A 14,542-nucleotide genomic window follows, 5' to 3' on the forward strand; every position below is an offset into this window, starting at 1 on the left:
CGTGCAGGTCACCTCAACCGGAGCGGATCCGCGTCTCGCAGGCGCGCGCCTGACCATCGATCTGGACGCGCTCGTGGCCAATTGGCGCGACCTGTCGGCGCGCTCCCGCCCTGCCAAATGCGCCGCCGTCGTCAAGGCCGACGCCTACGGGCTGGGTGTGGAGCATGTCGTTCCAGTGCTGACGAAGGCCGGGTGCGAGACGTTTTTCGTCGCGCTTCCGGAGGAAGGCGTGGCCGTGCGCCGGATCGCGCCAAAGGCCGATATCTTCATCCTCAACGGCGTCCACGCGCAATCGGCGGCGACGATGGTCGAGGCCAGCCTGATTCCCGTCCTCTCGGGCATCGAGCAGATCGAATTGTGGGCGCGGTTCTGCCGCGAACGCTGGCTGCACGCGCCCTGCGCAATCGGCGTCGACACCGGCATGAACCGGCTTGGCCTGACCGTCGAGGAAGCCTTGGCCTTCCGTGCCCGCAATATCGCCGACCATCTCGTTTCGCCGGTGCTGGTGATGAGCCACCTGGCTTGTGGCGACGCGCCGGACCATCCGCTCAACAAGAAGCAACGCGAATCTTTTCAGCGGGTTGCGGCAGCTTTTGATGATATCGATTCAAGCCTCGCCAATTCGGCCGGTATTTTCCTCGGCGACGGTTTTCTCTTCGATGTGACGCGCCCAGGCATCGCGCTGTATGGCGGGCGGGCGTCGGGCACCGGGGAAAATCCGGTGCGCCCGGTGGTGAGCCTGCATGCGCGCATCGCGCAAATACGGCAGGTATCGAAGGGCGAGACCGTCTCCTATGGCGCGACGCAGACGCTTGCGCGCGACAGCAGGATCGCGACCGTGTCTGTCGGCTATGCGGACGGCTATCCGCGCGCGGGATCAGGCGCCGGCGTGCCCTTGCGCGAAGCCGTCACCGACGGACAATCCGGCTTCATCGGCGGCCGTCGCGTTCCGCTGGTCGGCCGGATCACCATGGACCTGACGCTCTTCGACGTCACCGATGTGGACGAGGAATCGCTCGCCGAAGGCTGGATCGAGCTGATCGGCCCAAACATTCCTTTGGACGAAGCGGCGCAAGTGGCCGGAACCATCGGCTACGAACTTCTCACCAGCCTCGGCAAACGCTATGAGCGGCGTTATCTGAAGTCCGCCGACGCCTGATTCCCGGAAAGCCGACTGCTTGGCCAAGGTCCGCACCCAATTCATCTGCCAGAACTGCGGCACCGTGCATGCCCGCTGGGCGGGCAAGTGCGATTCCTGCGGCGAATGGAACACAATCGTCGAGGAGGATCCGTCCGGCGGTATCGGCGGCGGTCCGGGGCGCCAGCCCAAGAACAAGGGCCGCGCGGTCGCGCTGACGACGCTGTCCGGCGATATCGAGGACGCCCCGCGCATCCTGACCGGCATTCCCGAACTCGACCGCGTCACCGGCGGCGGCATCGTGCGCGGTTCGGCTCTGCTGGTGGGCGGCGATCCGGGGATCGGCAAATCGACGCTTCTCATGCAGGCTGCCGCGGCGCTTTCCCGCAACGGACATAAGGTTATCTACGTGTCCGGCGAGGAAGCGGTCGCGCAGGTGCGGCTGCGCGCGCAACGGCTTGGCGCAGCGGACACCGACGTCATGCTGGCCGCCGAGACCAATGTGGAAGACATTCTCGCCACGCTGGCGCTCGAGCAGCGGCCCGACCTCGTCATTCTCGATTCCGTGCAGACGCTGTGGACGGATGCGGCGGAATCGGCGCCGGGCACGGTAACGCAGGTGCGCGCGGCATCGCAATCGATGATCCGATACGCCAAGTCGACCGGCGCGGCCGTTATTCTTGTCGGCCACGTCACCAAGGAAGGCCAGATCGCCGGGCCGCGCGTGGTCGAGCACATGGTCGATGGCGTTCTCTATTTCGAGGGCGAAGGCGGCCATCACTATCGCATCCTGCGCACCGTGAAGAACCGTTTCGGGCCGACCGACGAGATTGGCGTGTTCGAGATGGGATCAGGCGGGCTGCGCGAGGTGTCGAACCCGTCGGAGCTGTTCCTCGGCGAACGCAACGAAAGCGCGCCGGGCGCCGCGGTTTTTGCCGGTATGGAAGGCACGCGGCCTGTGCTGGTGGAAATCCAGGCGCTGGTCGCCCCCTCCTCTCTCGGTACACCGCGCCGCGCAGTCGTCGGCTGGGATTCGGCGCGGCTATCGATGATCATCGCGGTGCTGGAAGCCCATTGCGGTATTCGCCTTGGTCAGCACGACGTTTACCTCAACGTGGCGGGCGGATATCGCATATCCGAACCCGCCGCGGATATCGCCGTCGCGGCAGCGCTGGTCTCTTCCCTTGCCGGACTTGCCCTGCCGTCCGATTGCGTTTATTTCGGCGAAGTCAGCCTCTCGGGCGCAATCAGGCCTGTCGCACATGCCGCGCAACGCCTGAAAGAGGCCGAAAAGCTGGGATTCAAGTCCGCCGTAATGCCAAAAGGCAGTCAAGATGTTCCCGAGGCCAGCAAGCAGAGCTCTGTCGAGATCGCGGCTCTTCCCGATCTCGTTGCACGCATTGCCGGCGGAACTGTTTTGACTCGCGAGCGCGACGAGGACGATATTTAGTGGCGCGCAAGCGTCGGGGACAAACACGGCACGCGATCGGGTCAGGGGCCCAATAAACGCGTCTGCTTCGGAGACCAGAATTCATGCCCATTACCCTGCTTGACGGCCTCTTGCTGGGTCTGACGCTCGTTTCAGCGGTTCTTGCAATGGTTCGCGGCCTTTCACGCGAACTGCTCTCGATCGTTTCCTGGGGCGTCGCCGCTGTGGTCGCCTTCTTGTTCTACAAACAGGCGGCGCCGCTGGTGCAACCCTATGTCGATCATGAACTCATCGCCCAGCTCGTCGCCGGCGGACTGATCTTCCTGGTGACGCTGATCGTGGTGACCATCATCACGATGCGCATCGCGGACCTGATCATCGACAGCCGTATCGGGCCGCTCGACCGTACGCTCGGTTTCGTGTTCGGCGCGGCGCGCGGGGTCCTGATCGCGGCTGTTGCCGTGTGGTTCCTCGGCTTCTTCGTCGGTGACCGGGAAATCGCCTGGATCGAAGGCGCGAAATCGAAACCGTTCCTCGATTCGCTGGCGCAAAGCATCGTCAACATGTTGCCGGAAGATCTCGATAACATCATCCCGGGCGGAGACAACGCGGACAGCACCGAGGCATGACCTTGACCGACGCAGTCACGGCGGAAGCCGACGACCATTTCCATGACGAATGCGGCGTGTTCGGCATTTTCGGACGCGCCGATGCGGCCTCCTTCGTGGCGCTCGGACTGCACGCCTTGCAGCATCGCGGCCAGGATGCGGCGGGCATCGTCACTTTCGACGGTTCGCAATTCCACGCGGAACGCCATGTCGGCCTGATCGGCGACAATTTCACGAAAGCCTCGGTCATCGCCCGTCTCGACGGCGACCGCGCGATTGGCCATACGCGTTATCCGACGACAGGCGACACCGGCCTTCGCAACGTCCAGCCCTTTTTCGCGGAACTCGAATCGGGCGGCCTCGCCCTCGCCCATAACGGCAACGTCACCAACGCGATGACCGTGCAGCGCGAGTTGCAGCGGGCTGGCGCGATCTTCTCGTCGACCTCGGATACGGAGACGCTGTTGCATCTCGTCGCCGTCAGTCCCGAGAAGGACCTGCTCTCGAAGTTCATCGACGCGGTGAAGAAACTCGAAGGCGCCTATTCGTTCGTGGCCCTGTCGTCGAAGAAGATGATCGGCTGCCGCGACCCGCAGGGCATTCGCCCGCTCGTTCTCGGCGATCTCGACGGGTCATGGATCCTCGCGTCCGAGACATGCGCGCTCGACATCATGGGCGCGCGCTACGTTCGCGACGTCAAGCCGGGCGAACTGGTGGTGGTGACCGAAACCGGCATCACCAGCCATTTCCCCTTCGAGCCGCAAAAGCCCCGTTTCTGTGTGTTCGAGTATGTCTATTTCGCGCGGCCGGACTCCTATATCGAAGGACGCAACGTCTACGAAGCACGCAAGCAGATCGGCGTCGAACTCGCGAAGGAAAACGTCGTCGAAGCCGATATCGTCGTGCCCGTGCCCGATTCCGGCGTGCCGGCGGCTATCGGTTATGCCCAGGAAGCGGGCCTGCCCTTCGAACTCGGCATCATCCGCAACCACTATGTTGGGCGCACCTTTATCCAGCCGACCGACGCGATCCGCCACATGGGCGTGAAGCTGAAGCACAATGCGAACCGGCACTATATCGAGGGCAAGCGCGTGATCCTCGTCGACGATTCCATCGTCCGCGGCACGACCAGCCAGAAAATCGTGCAGATGGTGCGCGAAGCCGGTGCGAAGGAAGTGCATATGCGCATCGCCTCTCCGCCGACGGTTTCGTCCTGCTATTACGGCGTGAACACGCCGGAAACCAACAAGCTGCTCGCCTCGCGCATGAGCGTCGATGAAATGGCCGACTTCATTCGCGTCGACTCCCTCGGCTTCCTGTCGATCGACGGGCTCTACCGCGCGGTCGGTGAATCCGCCCGTGACGCCGAACAGCCGCAATTCTGCGACGCCTGCTTCACCGGCGCCTATCCGACCCGGCTGCTCGACCGCGACGGCACAGACAATGTCCGCCAGCTTTCGATCCTGGCCGGCGGAAACTGATCTCCGAACGAGCGATATGATGGATATGAAACCCGACCTCTCCGGCCGCCTGGCCCTCGTGACCGGCGCGTCTCGCGGCATCGGCCGCGAAATCGCATTGCAGATGGCGGCTCTCGGTGCTCACGTTATCGCCGTCGCGCGGACCGCCGGCGGGCTGGAGGAACTCGACGACGAAATCAGGGCCGGTGGCGGCGAAGCAACGCTGGTCCCCCTCGATTTGAGGGATTTCGACGGGATCGACCGGCTCGGCGGTGCGATTCACGAGCGCTGGGGAAAACTCGACATCCTGGTCGCCAATGCCGCGATCCTCGGACCGATCTCGCCGATTGGCCATATCAAGGCGAAGGATTTCGATCAGGTGATGGCGATCAACGTCACCGCGACATGGCGGCTGATGCGCACGACCGATCCGCTGCTGCGCGAATCCGATGCCGGTCGCGTGATCGTCATGTCGTCCGGCTCCGCTCACAGCTGCAAACCGTTCTGGGGCGCTTATTCGGCCTCGAAGGCGACCGTCGAGGCACTGGCGCGGACATGGGCCGCCGAAGCGCAAAACACGCCGCTGCGCATCAACAGCGTCAATCCCGGCGCGACGCGCACGAAAATGCGTGCGCAAGCGATGCCGGGAGAAGATCCCGAAACGCTGCCCACCGCCGCGGAGATCGCTTCGAAGATCGTTCCGCTTGCAGGATCCGGCATTACCGAGACCGGAAAATTCTGGGACGCGCCTACCGAAAAGTGGCTGGATTATATCCGGCCGGCCTGAGGCGAGATCGCTGAAAGCTCGAATTCGAGCTTGAAACACCTATATTTTTAACGATTGACCTATGGTGAGCAACCGCTATCGTTTTTTACGAAAGCGGGCGGGAAGATCCGCGTACATTCTCCGGGAGGAGCCATATGGGACTGGTTATCGCCTTGATCGTCGCGGTTTTGGCCGCCGGGCTGATCGCCGCTGCACTATACGAGACCTTTACACGCGGGATCAGATTCCGGCAGGCGCTGTATTTTGCGCCGCTGAAACTGCTCTACCGCATAGACACGCGCGCCATTCGCCACGCGCATGCATCCGGCCGTCCGGTTATCTACGTGATTTGCGAGCAATCGAAGCTCGACCCCGTGATTTGCCAGGCGATCCTGCCGGAAGACACGTTGCATGTTCTCGACCCGGAATCCGCGACCAGTTGGCTGGTCCAGACCTTCCGGACCCTCGCCAAGTCGGTCGTCTTCGACAAGGAACACATGGTGACGAACCGCCGCCTCGTCCGTCATCTCAAGGGCAAGGGGCGCATGGCCGTCTATCTGCCCGACGCGGTGGAACCGGACGCGGCCGGGATGCGGCTTTATCGGGCGGTGACCCTGCTTGCGCGCAAGTCGAATGCGCAAGTCGTGCCGATCTTTGTGCGGAACAGCCGGTTCCTTCCCTCCTCCTTCACGCCGGCCTCCATGGCGCCGCGCAAGCTGCTTCCAAAGCTCGTCGTCCACGCGCTGCCCGCCGAGCGAATCGACACGCTGGTCGAAAAGGCCGGACGCCGCTTCGTCACGCCGCCCAACGCCCTGTTCGACCACATGGCGCGTGTGCGCTACGAGGCGACGAATTACTCCGTTGGCCTGTTCGAGGCCTTCGTGGAGGCGGCGCGGACATATGGTCCCAAGCGAGTCATCCTCGAGGATACCGTCACGGGATCACTCTCCTACAAGATGATGCTGATCGGCGCGCGGGTACTCGGCAAGCGATTCATCGCCATGTCGAAACGCGGCGAAGCGATGGGGATTCTCCTGCCCAACGCAAATGGCGTCGTCGTCACCTTCCTGGCGCTGCAAACGGCTGGCCGGGTCGCCGCGATGCTGAACTATTCCGCCGGCGCGGCGAATATCGTTTCCGCGATCAATACGGCGAAGATCAGCACCGTGCTGTCGTCACGCGTCTTCATCGAAAAGGCTGAACTGCAGACGATCGTGGACGCGATCGAGGCAAACGGCACGACAATCATCTGGCTCGAAGATGTCCGTCAGACCGTGACAACCATGGAGAAACTCTCCGCGGCGCTGCAGTGGACGCGTCCGCTGGTCGCCGTCGATCCGGAAGAGCCCGCGGTCATTCTGTTCACATCGGGCTCGGAAGGAACGCCGAAGGGTGTTGTGCTGTCGCATCACAATCTGCGCGCCAATGCCGCGCAGGCGGAATCGCGTTTCTCGATTTCGGTCGAGGACACGCTGTTCAACGTGTTGCCCGTCTTCCATTCCTTCGGGCTTCTTGGCGGTACGATCCTGCCGCTTCTCTATGGCGTTCGGCTGTTCCTCTACCCCTCGCCGCTGCATTACAAACTCATCCCCGCCGCGGCGGCCAAGGTGCGCCCGACCATCATGTTCGGGACAGACACATTCCTGATGGGCTATGCGCGAACCGCCAAGGATACCGATTTCGAGAGCCTGCGTTTTGTCGTGGCGGGTGCGGAGGCGGTGAAGGCACAGACGCGCGACCTCTATCGCGACCGTTTCGGCTGCCGGGTTCTGGAAGGGTTCGGCATGACCGAAGCCTCGCCCGTCGTCGCCGCCAACACTTGCTCGCAGGACCGTCCAGGCACGGTCGGCCGGTTGTTCCCCGGCATATCGGTACGCATCGAGCCTGTTGAAGGTATCGACGAAGGCGGCCGCCTCTGGGTCAATGGACCGAATGTCATGCTCGGATACATGAAGGCCGATCGGCCCGGCGAGTTGCAACCGCTTTCCGACAAATGGCACGATTCCGGCGATATCGTCGCGATCGACCGGGAGGGCTATGTCGCGGTGCGTGGCAGGGCGAAGCGTTTCGCCAAGATCGGCGGCGAAATGGTGTCGCTCGGCGCGGTCGAGATGCTCGTCCAGTCCCTGTGGCCGGAGGACCAGCATGCGGCGGTTTCCGTGCCCGACCGTCGCAAGGGCGAACGCATCGTGCTGGCAACAACGAAGAAGGATCCGGACAAGAAGGAAGTCGTCGCCTACGGCAAGCGCAACGGGGTGACCGAACTCATGCTGCCTTCGGAGATCCTTCCCTTCCCGGATATCCCCGTTCTCGGTTCCGGCAAGGTCGATTACGTGACGACGCTGAAGCGCATCGAGCAGAAGCTGGGGAACAAGGACAAGGCGGCCTGAGGGTTCAGTCCGCGTTGTTCTTCGCGGCCGCGGCATGAGCCGCTGCCTGCTTGCGCCACATGCTCAGGCTGTATGGCAGGAAGGCGAGATAGGCGAGAACCGACAGGGTCAGTGTTTCCCAGGTGTATGTCGCCAGCATCGCGACGTAGAAAACCACGCCGAGGATAAGCGGCATCACCTGGGCGCGCGGGATGCGCGCGCCGAGCGTCTTGCCCGACCAGACCGGCAAGTTCGACACCAGAAGGAACGCGACGAGCAGCGTGTAGCAGGCCACGCCAGTTGCGTAGTACCAGTCGGGCGCGATGCCGAGAAAACCGAGATAGACCGGCAACAGGACGAGAAATGCGCCGGCGGGGGCCGGAACGCCCGTGAAATAGGCGCTCTGCCATTTCGGGCTGTCCTTGTTTTCCATCATCACGTTGAAACGTGCGAGGCGCAGGCCGCAGGCGATGGCATAAAGCAGCGCGGCGATCCAGCCGAACGATCGGGCCTGATCCAGTACGAAGGAATAAAGAACCAGCGCCGGCGCGACGCCGAAATTGACGATATCGGCCAGCGAATCCATTTCCGCGCCGAATTTCGAGCTGCCCTTGACCAGCCGGGCGACGCGACCGTCGACGCCATCGAGAAGCGCGGCGAGAAGGACCATCAGCACGGCGTCGTCGAAACGGTGCTCGAAGGCGAGCCGCACACCGGTCAGGCCGGCGCATATCGCGAGAACCGTGATGATGTTCGGCAGGACGAAGCGCAGCGGGATGTCGCGCAAGCGCTTGTTGTTGTTCGCCGACTCGCCGTTTTCTCCGGGACCATCGGGTTCGAACGGGGGAAACGGGCCCTCGATCTCCATGCCTTACCTCAACTCGTCCGGCTCAACGGGGTTTCCGTGTCGTCGCGATAATCCGCGATCACGGTCTCGCCCGCTATGGCGGTCTGACCGACAAAAACCCGCGTTGTCGCCGCTGCGGGCAGATAGAGGTCGACACGAGATCCGAAGCGGATCAGGCCGAACCGTTCGCCGGCCGAGAGATCCTCGTCGTGCTTGACCCAGCAAAGGATACGGCGCGCGACAAGACCGGCCACCTGCACCACGCCGAGCGGACCATGCGCGGTCTCGATTACCAGTCCGTTGCGCTCATTCTCCGTGCTGGCCTTGTCGAGATCCGCGTTCAGAAACTTGCCCGGGCGGTAGGCGATGGTGGTCACCTTTCCCCGCACGGGGGCGCGATTGATGTGGACGGAGAAGACGTTCATGAAGACGGAGACCCGGGTCATCGGCGTATCGCCGAGACCGAGTTCCACGGGCGGCACGGCAGGACCGACAGCCGACACAATGCCATCGGCGGGGCTTATCACGAGCGCATCATCGACCGGCGTCACGCGCTGGGGATCGCGGAAGAAATATGCGCACCATGCCGTCAGGACGAGGCCAAGATAGAAAAGCGGCGACCACAGCCAGCCGATGATGATCGTGCCGACCGCGAAGGCCGCTACAAAGGGCCATCCCTCGCGATGCACGGGCACCATAGTCTTCCTAATCGTATCAGCCAGGCTCACGGCCATCCTCCGGTAATTCTCCTGCACCAATATGGGCAAGCTTCCCACGATGCAATGCGCCGCATGAATCAGCGGCGGATGGAGCAGGAACAACGGCGTGCGGAACTGACATTACGACGCTTGTTTTAAGGTCGTGGACGGCACAAACTACCCTTAAGGCAAGCGGGGAGCCCATTCATGATCATTCTGGCAAAGATCATCCACTTCTTGTGCTTCAGCGTCGGCATCGGCGGTGGGGTGGCCGCGATGCTGGCCGGCATTCGGGCGAAGGGCGCGGCTCCGGACGCGGTGCCAGTTCTGCGCGGCATCCAGAAAACGCTCGGACGCATCTCCTTCGTCGCGATCATGCTGCTTTGGGTGACCGGTCTTTACATGGTCTACGCGATCCGGGACGGCTGGGCCGGGCTCGGCGTCTTTTTCTGGCTCAAGATTCTCGCCGTCCTGGTGCTGACGGGCGCATCGCTGACGGCGCAGTATTTCACGTTGACGGCGGCGAAGCGCGATCCGGCCGTGATGGGGCCGCGCATGGCGAAGATCGGCATGACCGCGAGCGGTTCGGCAGTCGTGGCACTGATCTTCGCCGTGTTCGCCTTTACCGGCTAGTTGTCCGAGCCCGAAGGCGTCCCGGTATCGCCGGGCAATGGAAACCGCTTTCGTACGACGATGCCCATCTCGTCGGTTTCGCGCGCCTCGCGCAGCTTGCGCTCGGCCTCGATGGCTTCGGACTGGCGCGCCCACATCTGCGTGTAGAGACCGTTCTGGTCCAGCAGGTCAGCATGCGTGCCGCGTTCGGCGATCAGGCCTTCCTTGAGCACGATGATTTCGTCGCAGCCGATCACCGTCGACAGACGGTGTGCAATCACGAGGGTCGTTCGTCCCTCCGACACGTAGTCCAGCGCCTGCTGGATTTCCTGCTCGGTCGCCGTGTCGAGGGCGGACGTCGCCTCGTCGAGGACCTGGATCGGCGGGGCTTTCAGGATGGTACGGGCAATCGCGACACGCTGTTTCTCGCCGCCCGAGAGCTTGAGGCCGCGTTCGCCGACCATCGTGTCGAACCCGTCCGGCAGAGAGCGGATGAAATCGCCGATCTGCGCCAGTTCGGCCGCCTGTTCGACCTCGGCATCGCTCGCGTCGATACGGCCGTAGCGGATGTTGTAGCGGATCGAATCGTTGAACAGCACCGTGTCCTGCGGCACCATGCCGATCGACGAGCGCAATGATTTTTGCGTCACCTCGCGCACATCCTGCCCATCGATCGTGATGGAGCCGTCCTGCACATCGTAGAAGCGGTAGAGCAGCCGGGAAATGGTCGACTTGCCCGCACCCGACGGGCCGACGATCGCCACGGACTTGCCTGCCGGCACCTTGAAACTGATGCCTTTCAGGATCGGGCGCTGCCGGTCATAGGCGAACTTGACGTCATCGAAGACGATATGCCCGTCCCGCACGACGAGGTCCTTCGCCTGAGGCTTGTCCGTTACCTCCGGTTTCACATCGAGCAGATCGAACATCTGCTCGATGTCGGTCAGGCCCTGACGAATCTCGCGGTAGATGAAGCCAATGAAATTGAGCGGGATGGACAGCTGGATCAGCATAGCGTTGATGAAGACGAAATCGCCCAGCGTCTGCTCGCCCGCCTGCACAGCGCGCGCCGACAGCCACATCATCGCCAGCATGCCGACGCCGAAAATGAAGGCCTGACCGAAGTTGAGCCAGCCAAGCGAGGTCCAGACCTTGGTGGCGGCCCGCTCATAGCCGGCCATGGCCCCGTCGAAACGGCGGGCTTCCATGTCCTCATTGCCGAAATATTTCACGGTCTCGAAATTGAGCAGCGAGTCGATCGCCTTGGTGTTGGCGTCCGTGTCCGAGGCGTTCATGTCGCGGCGGATCTGGATGCGCCAGTCGCTCGCGCGGATGGTGAACCAGCCATAGAGATAGATCGTCACGGCCGTCACCGCGACATACTGCCAGCCATAGACGAAACCGAAAATGATCGCGACCAGAACGAATTCGAGGATGGTCGGCGCGGTGTTGAGGATCGTGAAGCGGACAATGGCCTCAATGCCCTTGGTGCCGCGTTCGATGATACGCGACAAGCCGCCGGTGCGGCGCTCGAGATGGAAACGCAGCGACAGTCCGTGCATGTGCACAAAGGTTTTGTAGGCGAGTTGGCGAACGGCGTTCTGCCCCACGCTGGCAAACAGCGCGTCGCGCAACTGGTTGAGCCCGGCCTGGGCGACGCGAAACACGTTGTAGGCGACGACCAGCATGACAGGACCGAGCAGCAGCGCAGGCATCCAGCCGGGCGCCTTCATTTCGCCGTCGAGCGCGTCCGTCGCCCATTTGAACCCGTAGGGCACCAGCATCAGGACAAGCTTGGCAAGCACTAGAAAGACGGTCGCCTGGACGACCCGCAATTTCAGGTCCGGGCGTTCCGCCGGCCACATATAGGGCCACAGATTGCGAATGGTCTGCAGCGTCGATCCGCTTTCGGCGGAAACGGTCTTAGAGGGCAAGGATCACTCCGATCAGTCGTGTTTCGACGTGCAGCAATTGGCCGCGCAGCATTCGTCGATCATCGAGTTCAATTCCCGCGATACGCTGCGCAGCGCTTCGCGATTCAGGCGGTAGGTCGAACGCGGCATCCTGCGTTCATGGGTAATGAGCCCCGCTTCGAGCAGGACCTTGAGGTGCTGGGACACGGTCGACTGCGCGAGCGGCAGGCTGTCGACGACGTCACCGCAGCCGCAGCCTTCAAAACGGGAAAGATGGTTCAGAATTGCGAGACGCGCCGGATGGGATAGCGCAGCGAGGCGCCCGGCGATTTCTTCGTTTTGTGCAGGATCTGATTTCATCGTAGATCGACGATATACGATGCATTGGACCGACCCGCAACCCGTTCGAATGACAAACGGGCCGGATTTCTCCGGCCCGTCGCGTCAAATCAGTCTTGGGGCTCCGCGTTTTCGGGTAACGCGAAAATCTGACCCGGCCATATCCGGTCCGGATCCTTGATCTGGTCCTGGTTCGCCAGATAGATCGTGGTGTAGCGCGTCCCCTCGCCATAAACCCGGCGCGAGATGTGCCAGAGCGTATCGCCACGCCGGATGATTACGGATGACTCCGTTTGCCGCAATTTCCCCGTGACGGTGATGTCGTCCGACACTTCCGGCGGACCATCGGTCTCGGCTGCGGCAATTTCGGTTTCGGCCTCGACGGCGGGTTGGGCTGCGGTATCAGCCTCCCCTACTCCGGGCTCGTCCGGTGCAGTTTCCGATGCGGCGGAAGCCATGTCGGTCTCTGCAGCGGGTTCCGTGGTCGCCGCTTCCGGCGCGGATGCTGTTTCGGCGTCCGGTTCAGATGCAGAGCCGGATTCGGCGGTCGCGGAGGCAGGCTCGTTGCCGGTCTCCGCGGACGCGGATGCCGTGTCCGTTTCCGTGGATGCTTCCGCAGTCGCGGCTTCCGATGCCGGTTCATCGGCGGGTTCGCTTGCGGCGGCAGCGGAAACGTCGGCTTCCGCGCCCTCATCGCCGGAGGTTTCGGCCTCGGCCATTTCAGGGGCAGTTCCCTCCGTATCGCCGGCGGCGGTCTCGGACGTTGCGGCTTCGGACGGTTCCGTCACTTCCTGTTCCGCGCCGGACTCTGATTCCGCAGGTGCGGCTTCTTCGGGCTCAGCTTCGTTACCCGTCGAGGCGGCAGCGGTTTCCGTTTCCGCCATCGGTTCGCTCGAGGCTTCTTCCGCTTCAGCGGGTTCGGCCGCAGCGGCGGAGGGAGGCGTCGCATCCTCGGCAATCGCCGCGAGACGCTCGCCTTCGCTGCGCGTGAACGGCACCGCCGCACGGGCAATGACATCCGCCGTTGCCGGGTCGATCACGTCCGCACGGATGATGTAGTCGCCGATCGCCAGCTCGCGGCGAACCTCGACGAGGAACCGTCCGCCCGGGCTCGCGGTCGTGTCGCCTAGGAGGAACTCATTCGCATAGACGCGGACCTGCGCGCCGGGCGAAGCCGAGCCAGCAACAAAGACGATGTCGTTGTCAATCTCCACAGCCTCGATACGGATTGGCACGGCCGGTTGTTCCGGCGTTGAGCCGGCGGCATCACCATCTTCGGATGCTTCTGCTTCGGCCACCTCATCGGTGGCTTCGGGCGCCGCGCCGTCTTGCGTCTCGACCGCCGTGACTTCCGTTTCCTCTTCCGCTTCCGGAACGGCGGTAGGAGCCGGTGTCTCGGCACTGCCTTCCGGTTCGGAAGCGCTTTCCTGCTGCGTTTCCGCGGCGACTTCCTGCTCGCTGTCCGGCATTTCTGCCGCGGCAACTTCACTTTCTGCGGCTGCCTCTTCGTCGGCCTCGGGCGTGTTGATCAGGCGGGACGGAGCACCGGGCCGTTCGACCAGCGCCAGAAGCTCACCCTCGCGACCCGGTTCGGGAACCGAAACGATCGCCGTTTCCTCCGACATCGCCACGTCGCCATCTTCCTCGATCGAGCGCAGCACGATCTCGTAGTCGCCGGGCGGCAGTGGCTCATCGAGAACGGCGACGAAATCACCATTCGGCTCGGCCTTCGCCTCGGCAAGGGTTTCCGATCCGCTCAAGACCTCGACATCGGCATTGGGACCGGCCTGCCCCGCGACCAGCGTGGAGCCGTCCGGTTCGACGCGCAGCAATCCGAAGCTCGGAACCACCACTTCGGCTTGCTGGGCGGCATCGCCGTCATCGGGCGACTGCGTCGAATCCGTTTCGCCGGCGGGCGTGTCACCAGCGTCAGGCGTATCGGTTGCATCGGGCGTATCGGGAGCGTCGGCTTGCGCAGCTTCGTCTCCGGCTTCGGACGCTTCGTCCGTTTCCGCTTCGCCGGCCGGCGCGCTATCCGTCTCCGCTGCGTCCATTTCCGAGGAGTCGTCCGCCGGCGCGCTTTCCGCAGCCGGTTCCTCTTCCGTCGAAGCAGATGGCGCCATGGCCTGGTCTTCACCATCTCCGCTTTCGGCGTCTGCCACAGCCGGTCCGGAGAATTGGTCGAGATAGGCGTTAATCCGGCTCGAAATGCTCGGAGTGTTCGCAGCTGCAACAAGCGCCAGGACAGCGCCGAAAAGCCACACAGAAATCTTGTTGTTCATTGTTTTCTACCAGTTTGCAGACTCTTCCTTACCACCGCCGGTCCGGCAGGCTCAATGTTTGTCAACAGCAGTTTTGCTGCA

The 14,542-nt window shown here is 63.1% G+C and carries 12 protein-coding genes; 7 read left to right on the top strand and 5 right to left on the bottom strand.

The window, feature by feature from the left end; translation table 11 throughout:
* Position 1 precedes the first annotated feature (1 nt).
* The 6 genes from alr (at position 2) to LC343_RS09720 (ending at position 7,791) form a co-directional block, all read left to right on the top strand.
* The gene (gene alr / locus LC343_RS09695; protein WP_223476922.1) at positions 2-1,159 is read left to right on the top strand and encodes an alanine racemase; all 1,158 of its coding nucleotides are present in this window, start codon (positions 2-4) and stop codon (positions 1,157-1,159) included.
* Positions 1,160-1,178: 19 nt separating this feature from the next.
* Positions 1,179-2,588, top strand: coding sequence for a DNA repair protein RadA (gene radA / locus LC343_RS09700; RefSeq protein ID WP_223476923.1), 1,410 nt, complete (start codon positions 1,179-1,181; stop codon positions 2,586-2,588).
* Positions 2,589-2,671: 83 nt separating this feature from the next.
* Entirely contained in the window at positions 2,672-3,196 is a 525-nt protein-coding gene (locus LC343_RS09705) for a CvpA family protein (protein WP_223476924.1), read from the top strand.
* Positions 3,193-4,656, top strand: coding sequence for an amidophosphoribosyltransferase (purF, locus tag LC343_RS09710; RefSeq protein WP_223476925.1), 1,464 nt, complete (start codon positions 3,193-3,195; stop codon positions 4,654-4,656). Before LC343_RS09705 ends, purF begins: the two co-directional genes overlap by 4 nt.
* A 16-nt stretch (positions 4,657-4,672) precedes the next feature.
* The gene (locus LC343_RS09715; RefSeq protein ID WP_223476926.1) at positions 4,673-5,422 is read left to right on the top strand and encodes an SDR family NAD(P)-dependent oxidoreductase; all 750 of its coding nucleotides are present in this window, start codon (positions 4,673-4,675) and stop codon (positions 5,420-5,422) included.
* A gap of 134 nt (positions 5,423-5,556) precedes the next feature.
* Complete coding sequence (locus LC343_RS09720; RefSeq protein ID WP_223476927.1) at positions 5,557-7,791, top strand: AMP-binding protein; 2,235 nt, start codon at positions 5,557-5,559, stop codon at positions 7,789-7,791.
* Between the two features lie 4 nt (positions 7,792-7,795).
* Here the strand turns inward: LC343_RS09720 and pssA are convergent, their stop codons facing one another.
* Both pssA and LC343_RS09730 read right to left on the bottom strand, forming a co-directional pair.
* Positions 7,796-8,632, bottom strand: coding sequence for a CDP-diacylglycerol--serine O-phosphatidyltransferase (gene pssA / locus LC343_RS09725; RefSeq protein WP_223477270.1), 837 nt, complete (start codon positions 8,630-8,632; stop codon positions 7,796-7,798).
* 14 nt (positions 8,633-8,646) lie between these two features.
* The gene (locus LC343_RS09730) at positions 8,647-9,345 is read right to left on the bottom strand and encodes a phosphatidylserine decarboxylase (protein ID WP_223476928.1); all 699 of its coding nucleotides are present in this window, start codon (positions 9,343-9,345) and stop codon (positions 8,647-8,649) included.
* A gap of 177 nt (positions 9,346-9,522) precedes the next feature.
* Here LC343_RS09730 and LC343_RS09735 point away from each other — a divergent pair, with 177 nt between their 5' ends.
* Positions 9,523-9,948, top strand: a complete 426-nt coding sequence (locus LC343_RS09735) for a hypothetical protein (RefSeq protein ID WP_223476929.1) — start codon at positions 9,523-9,525, stop codon at positions 9,946-9,948.
* Here the strand turns inward: LC343_RS09735 and LC343_RS09740 are convergent.
* The 3 genes from LC343_RS09740 to LC343_RS09750 all read right to left on the bottom strand — a co-directional run bounded on the left by LC343_RS09740 (position 9,945) and on the right by LC343_RS09750 (position 14,461).
* Positions 9,945-11,861, bottom strand: coding sequence for an ABCB family ABC transporter ATP-binding protein/permease (locus LC343_RS09740; RefSeq protein WP_223476930.1), 1,917 nt, complete (start codon positions 11,859-11,861; stop codon positions 9,945-9,947). The two genes, LC343_RS09735 and LC343_RS09740, sit on opposite strands and share 4 nt — an antisense overlap.
* Before the next feature lie 12 nt (positions 11,862-11,873).
* Positions 11,874-12,200 (bottom strand): ArsR/SmtB family transcription factor, encoded by a 327-nt coding sequence (locus tag LC343_RS09745; RefSeq protein WP_223476931.1) that lies wholly within the window; start codon positions 12,198-12,200, stop codon positions 11,874-11,876.
* An 89-nt stretch (positions 12,201-12,289) separates the two neighbouring features.
* Positions 12,290-14,461 carry a LysM peptidoglycan-binding domain-containing protein gene (locus LC343_RS09750; RefSeq protein ID WP_223476932.1) on the bottom strand — a complete coding sequence of 724 codons (2,172 nt, stop codon included), beginning with the start codon at positions 14,459-14,461 and terminating at the stop codon, positions 12,290-12,292.
* Positions 14,462-14,542 lie beyond the last annotated feature (81 nt).

The organism is Oricola indica (assembly GCF_019966595.1).
Lineage (GTDB): Bacteria > Pseudomonadota > Alphaproteobacteria > Rhizobiales > Rhizobiaceae > Oricola > Oricola indica.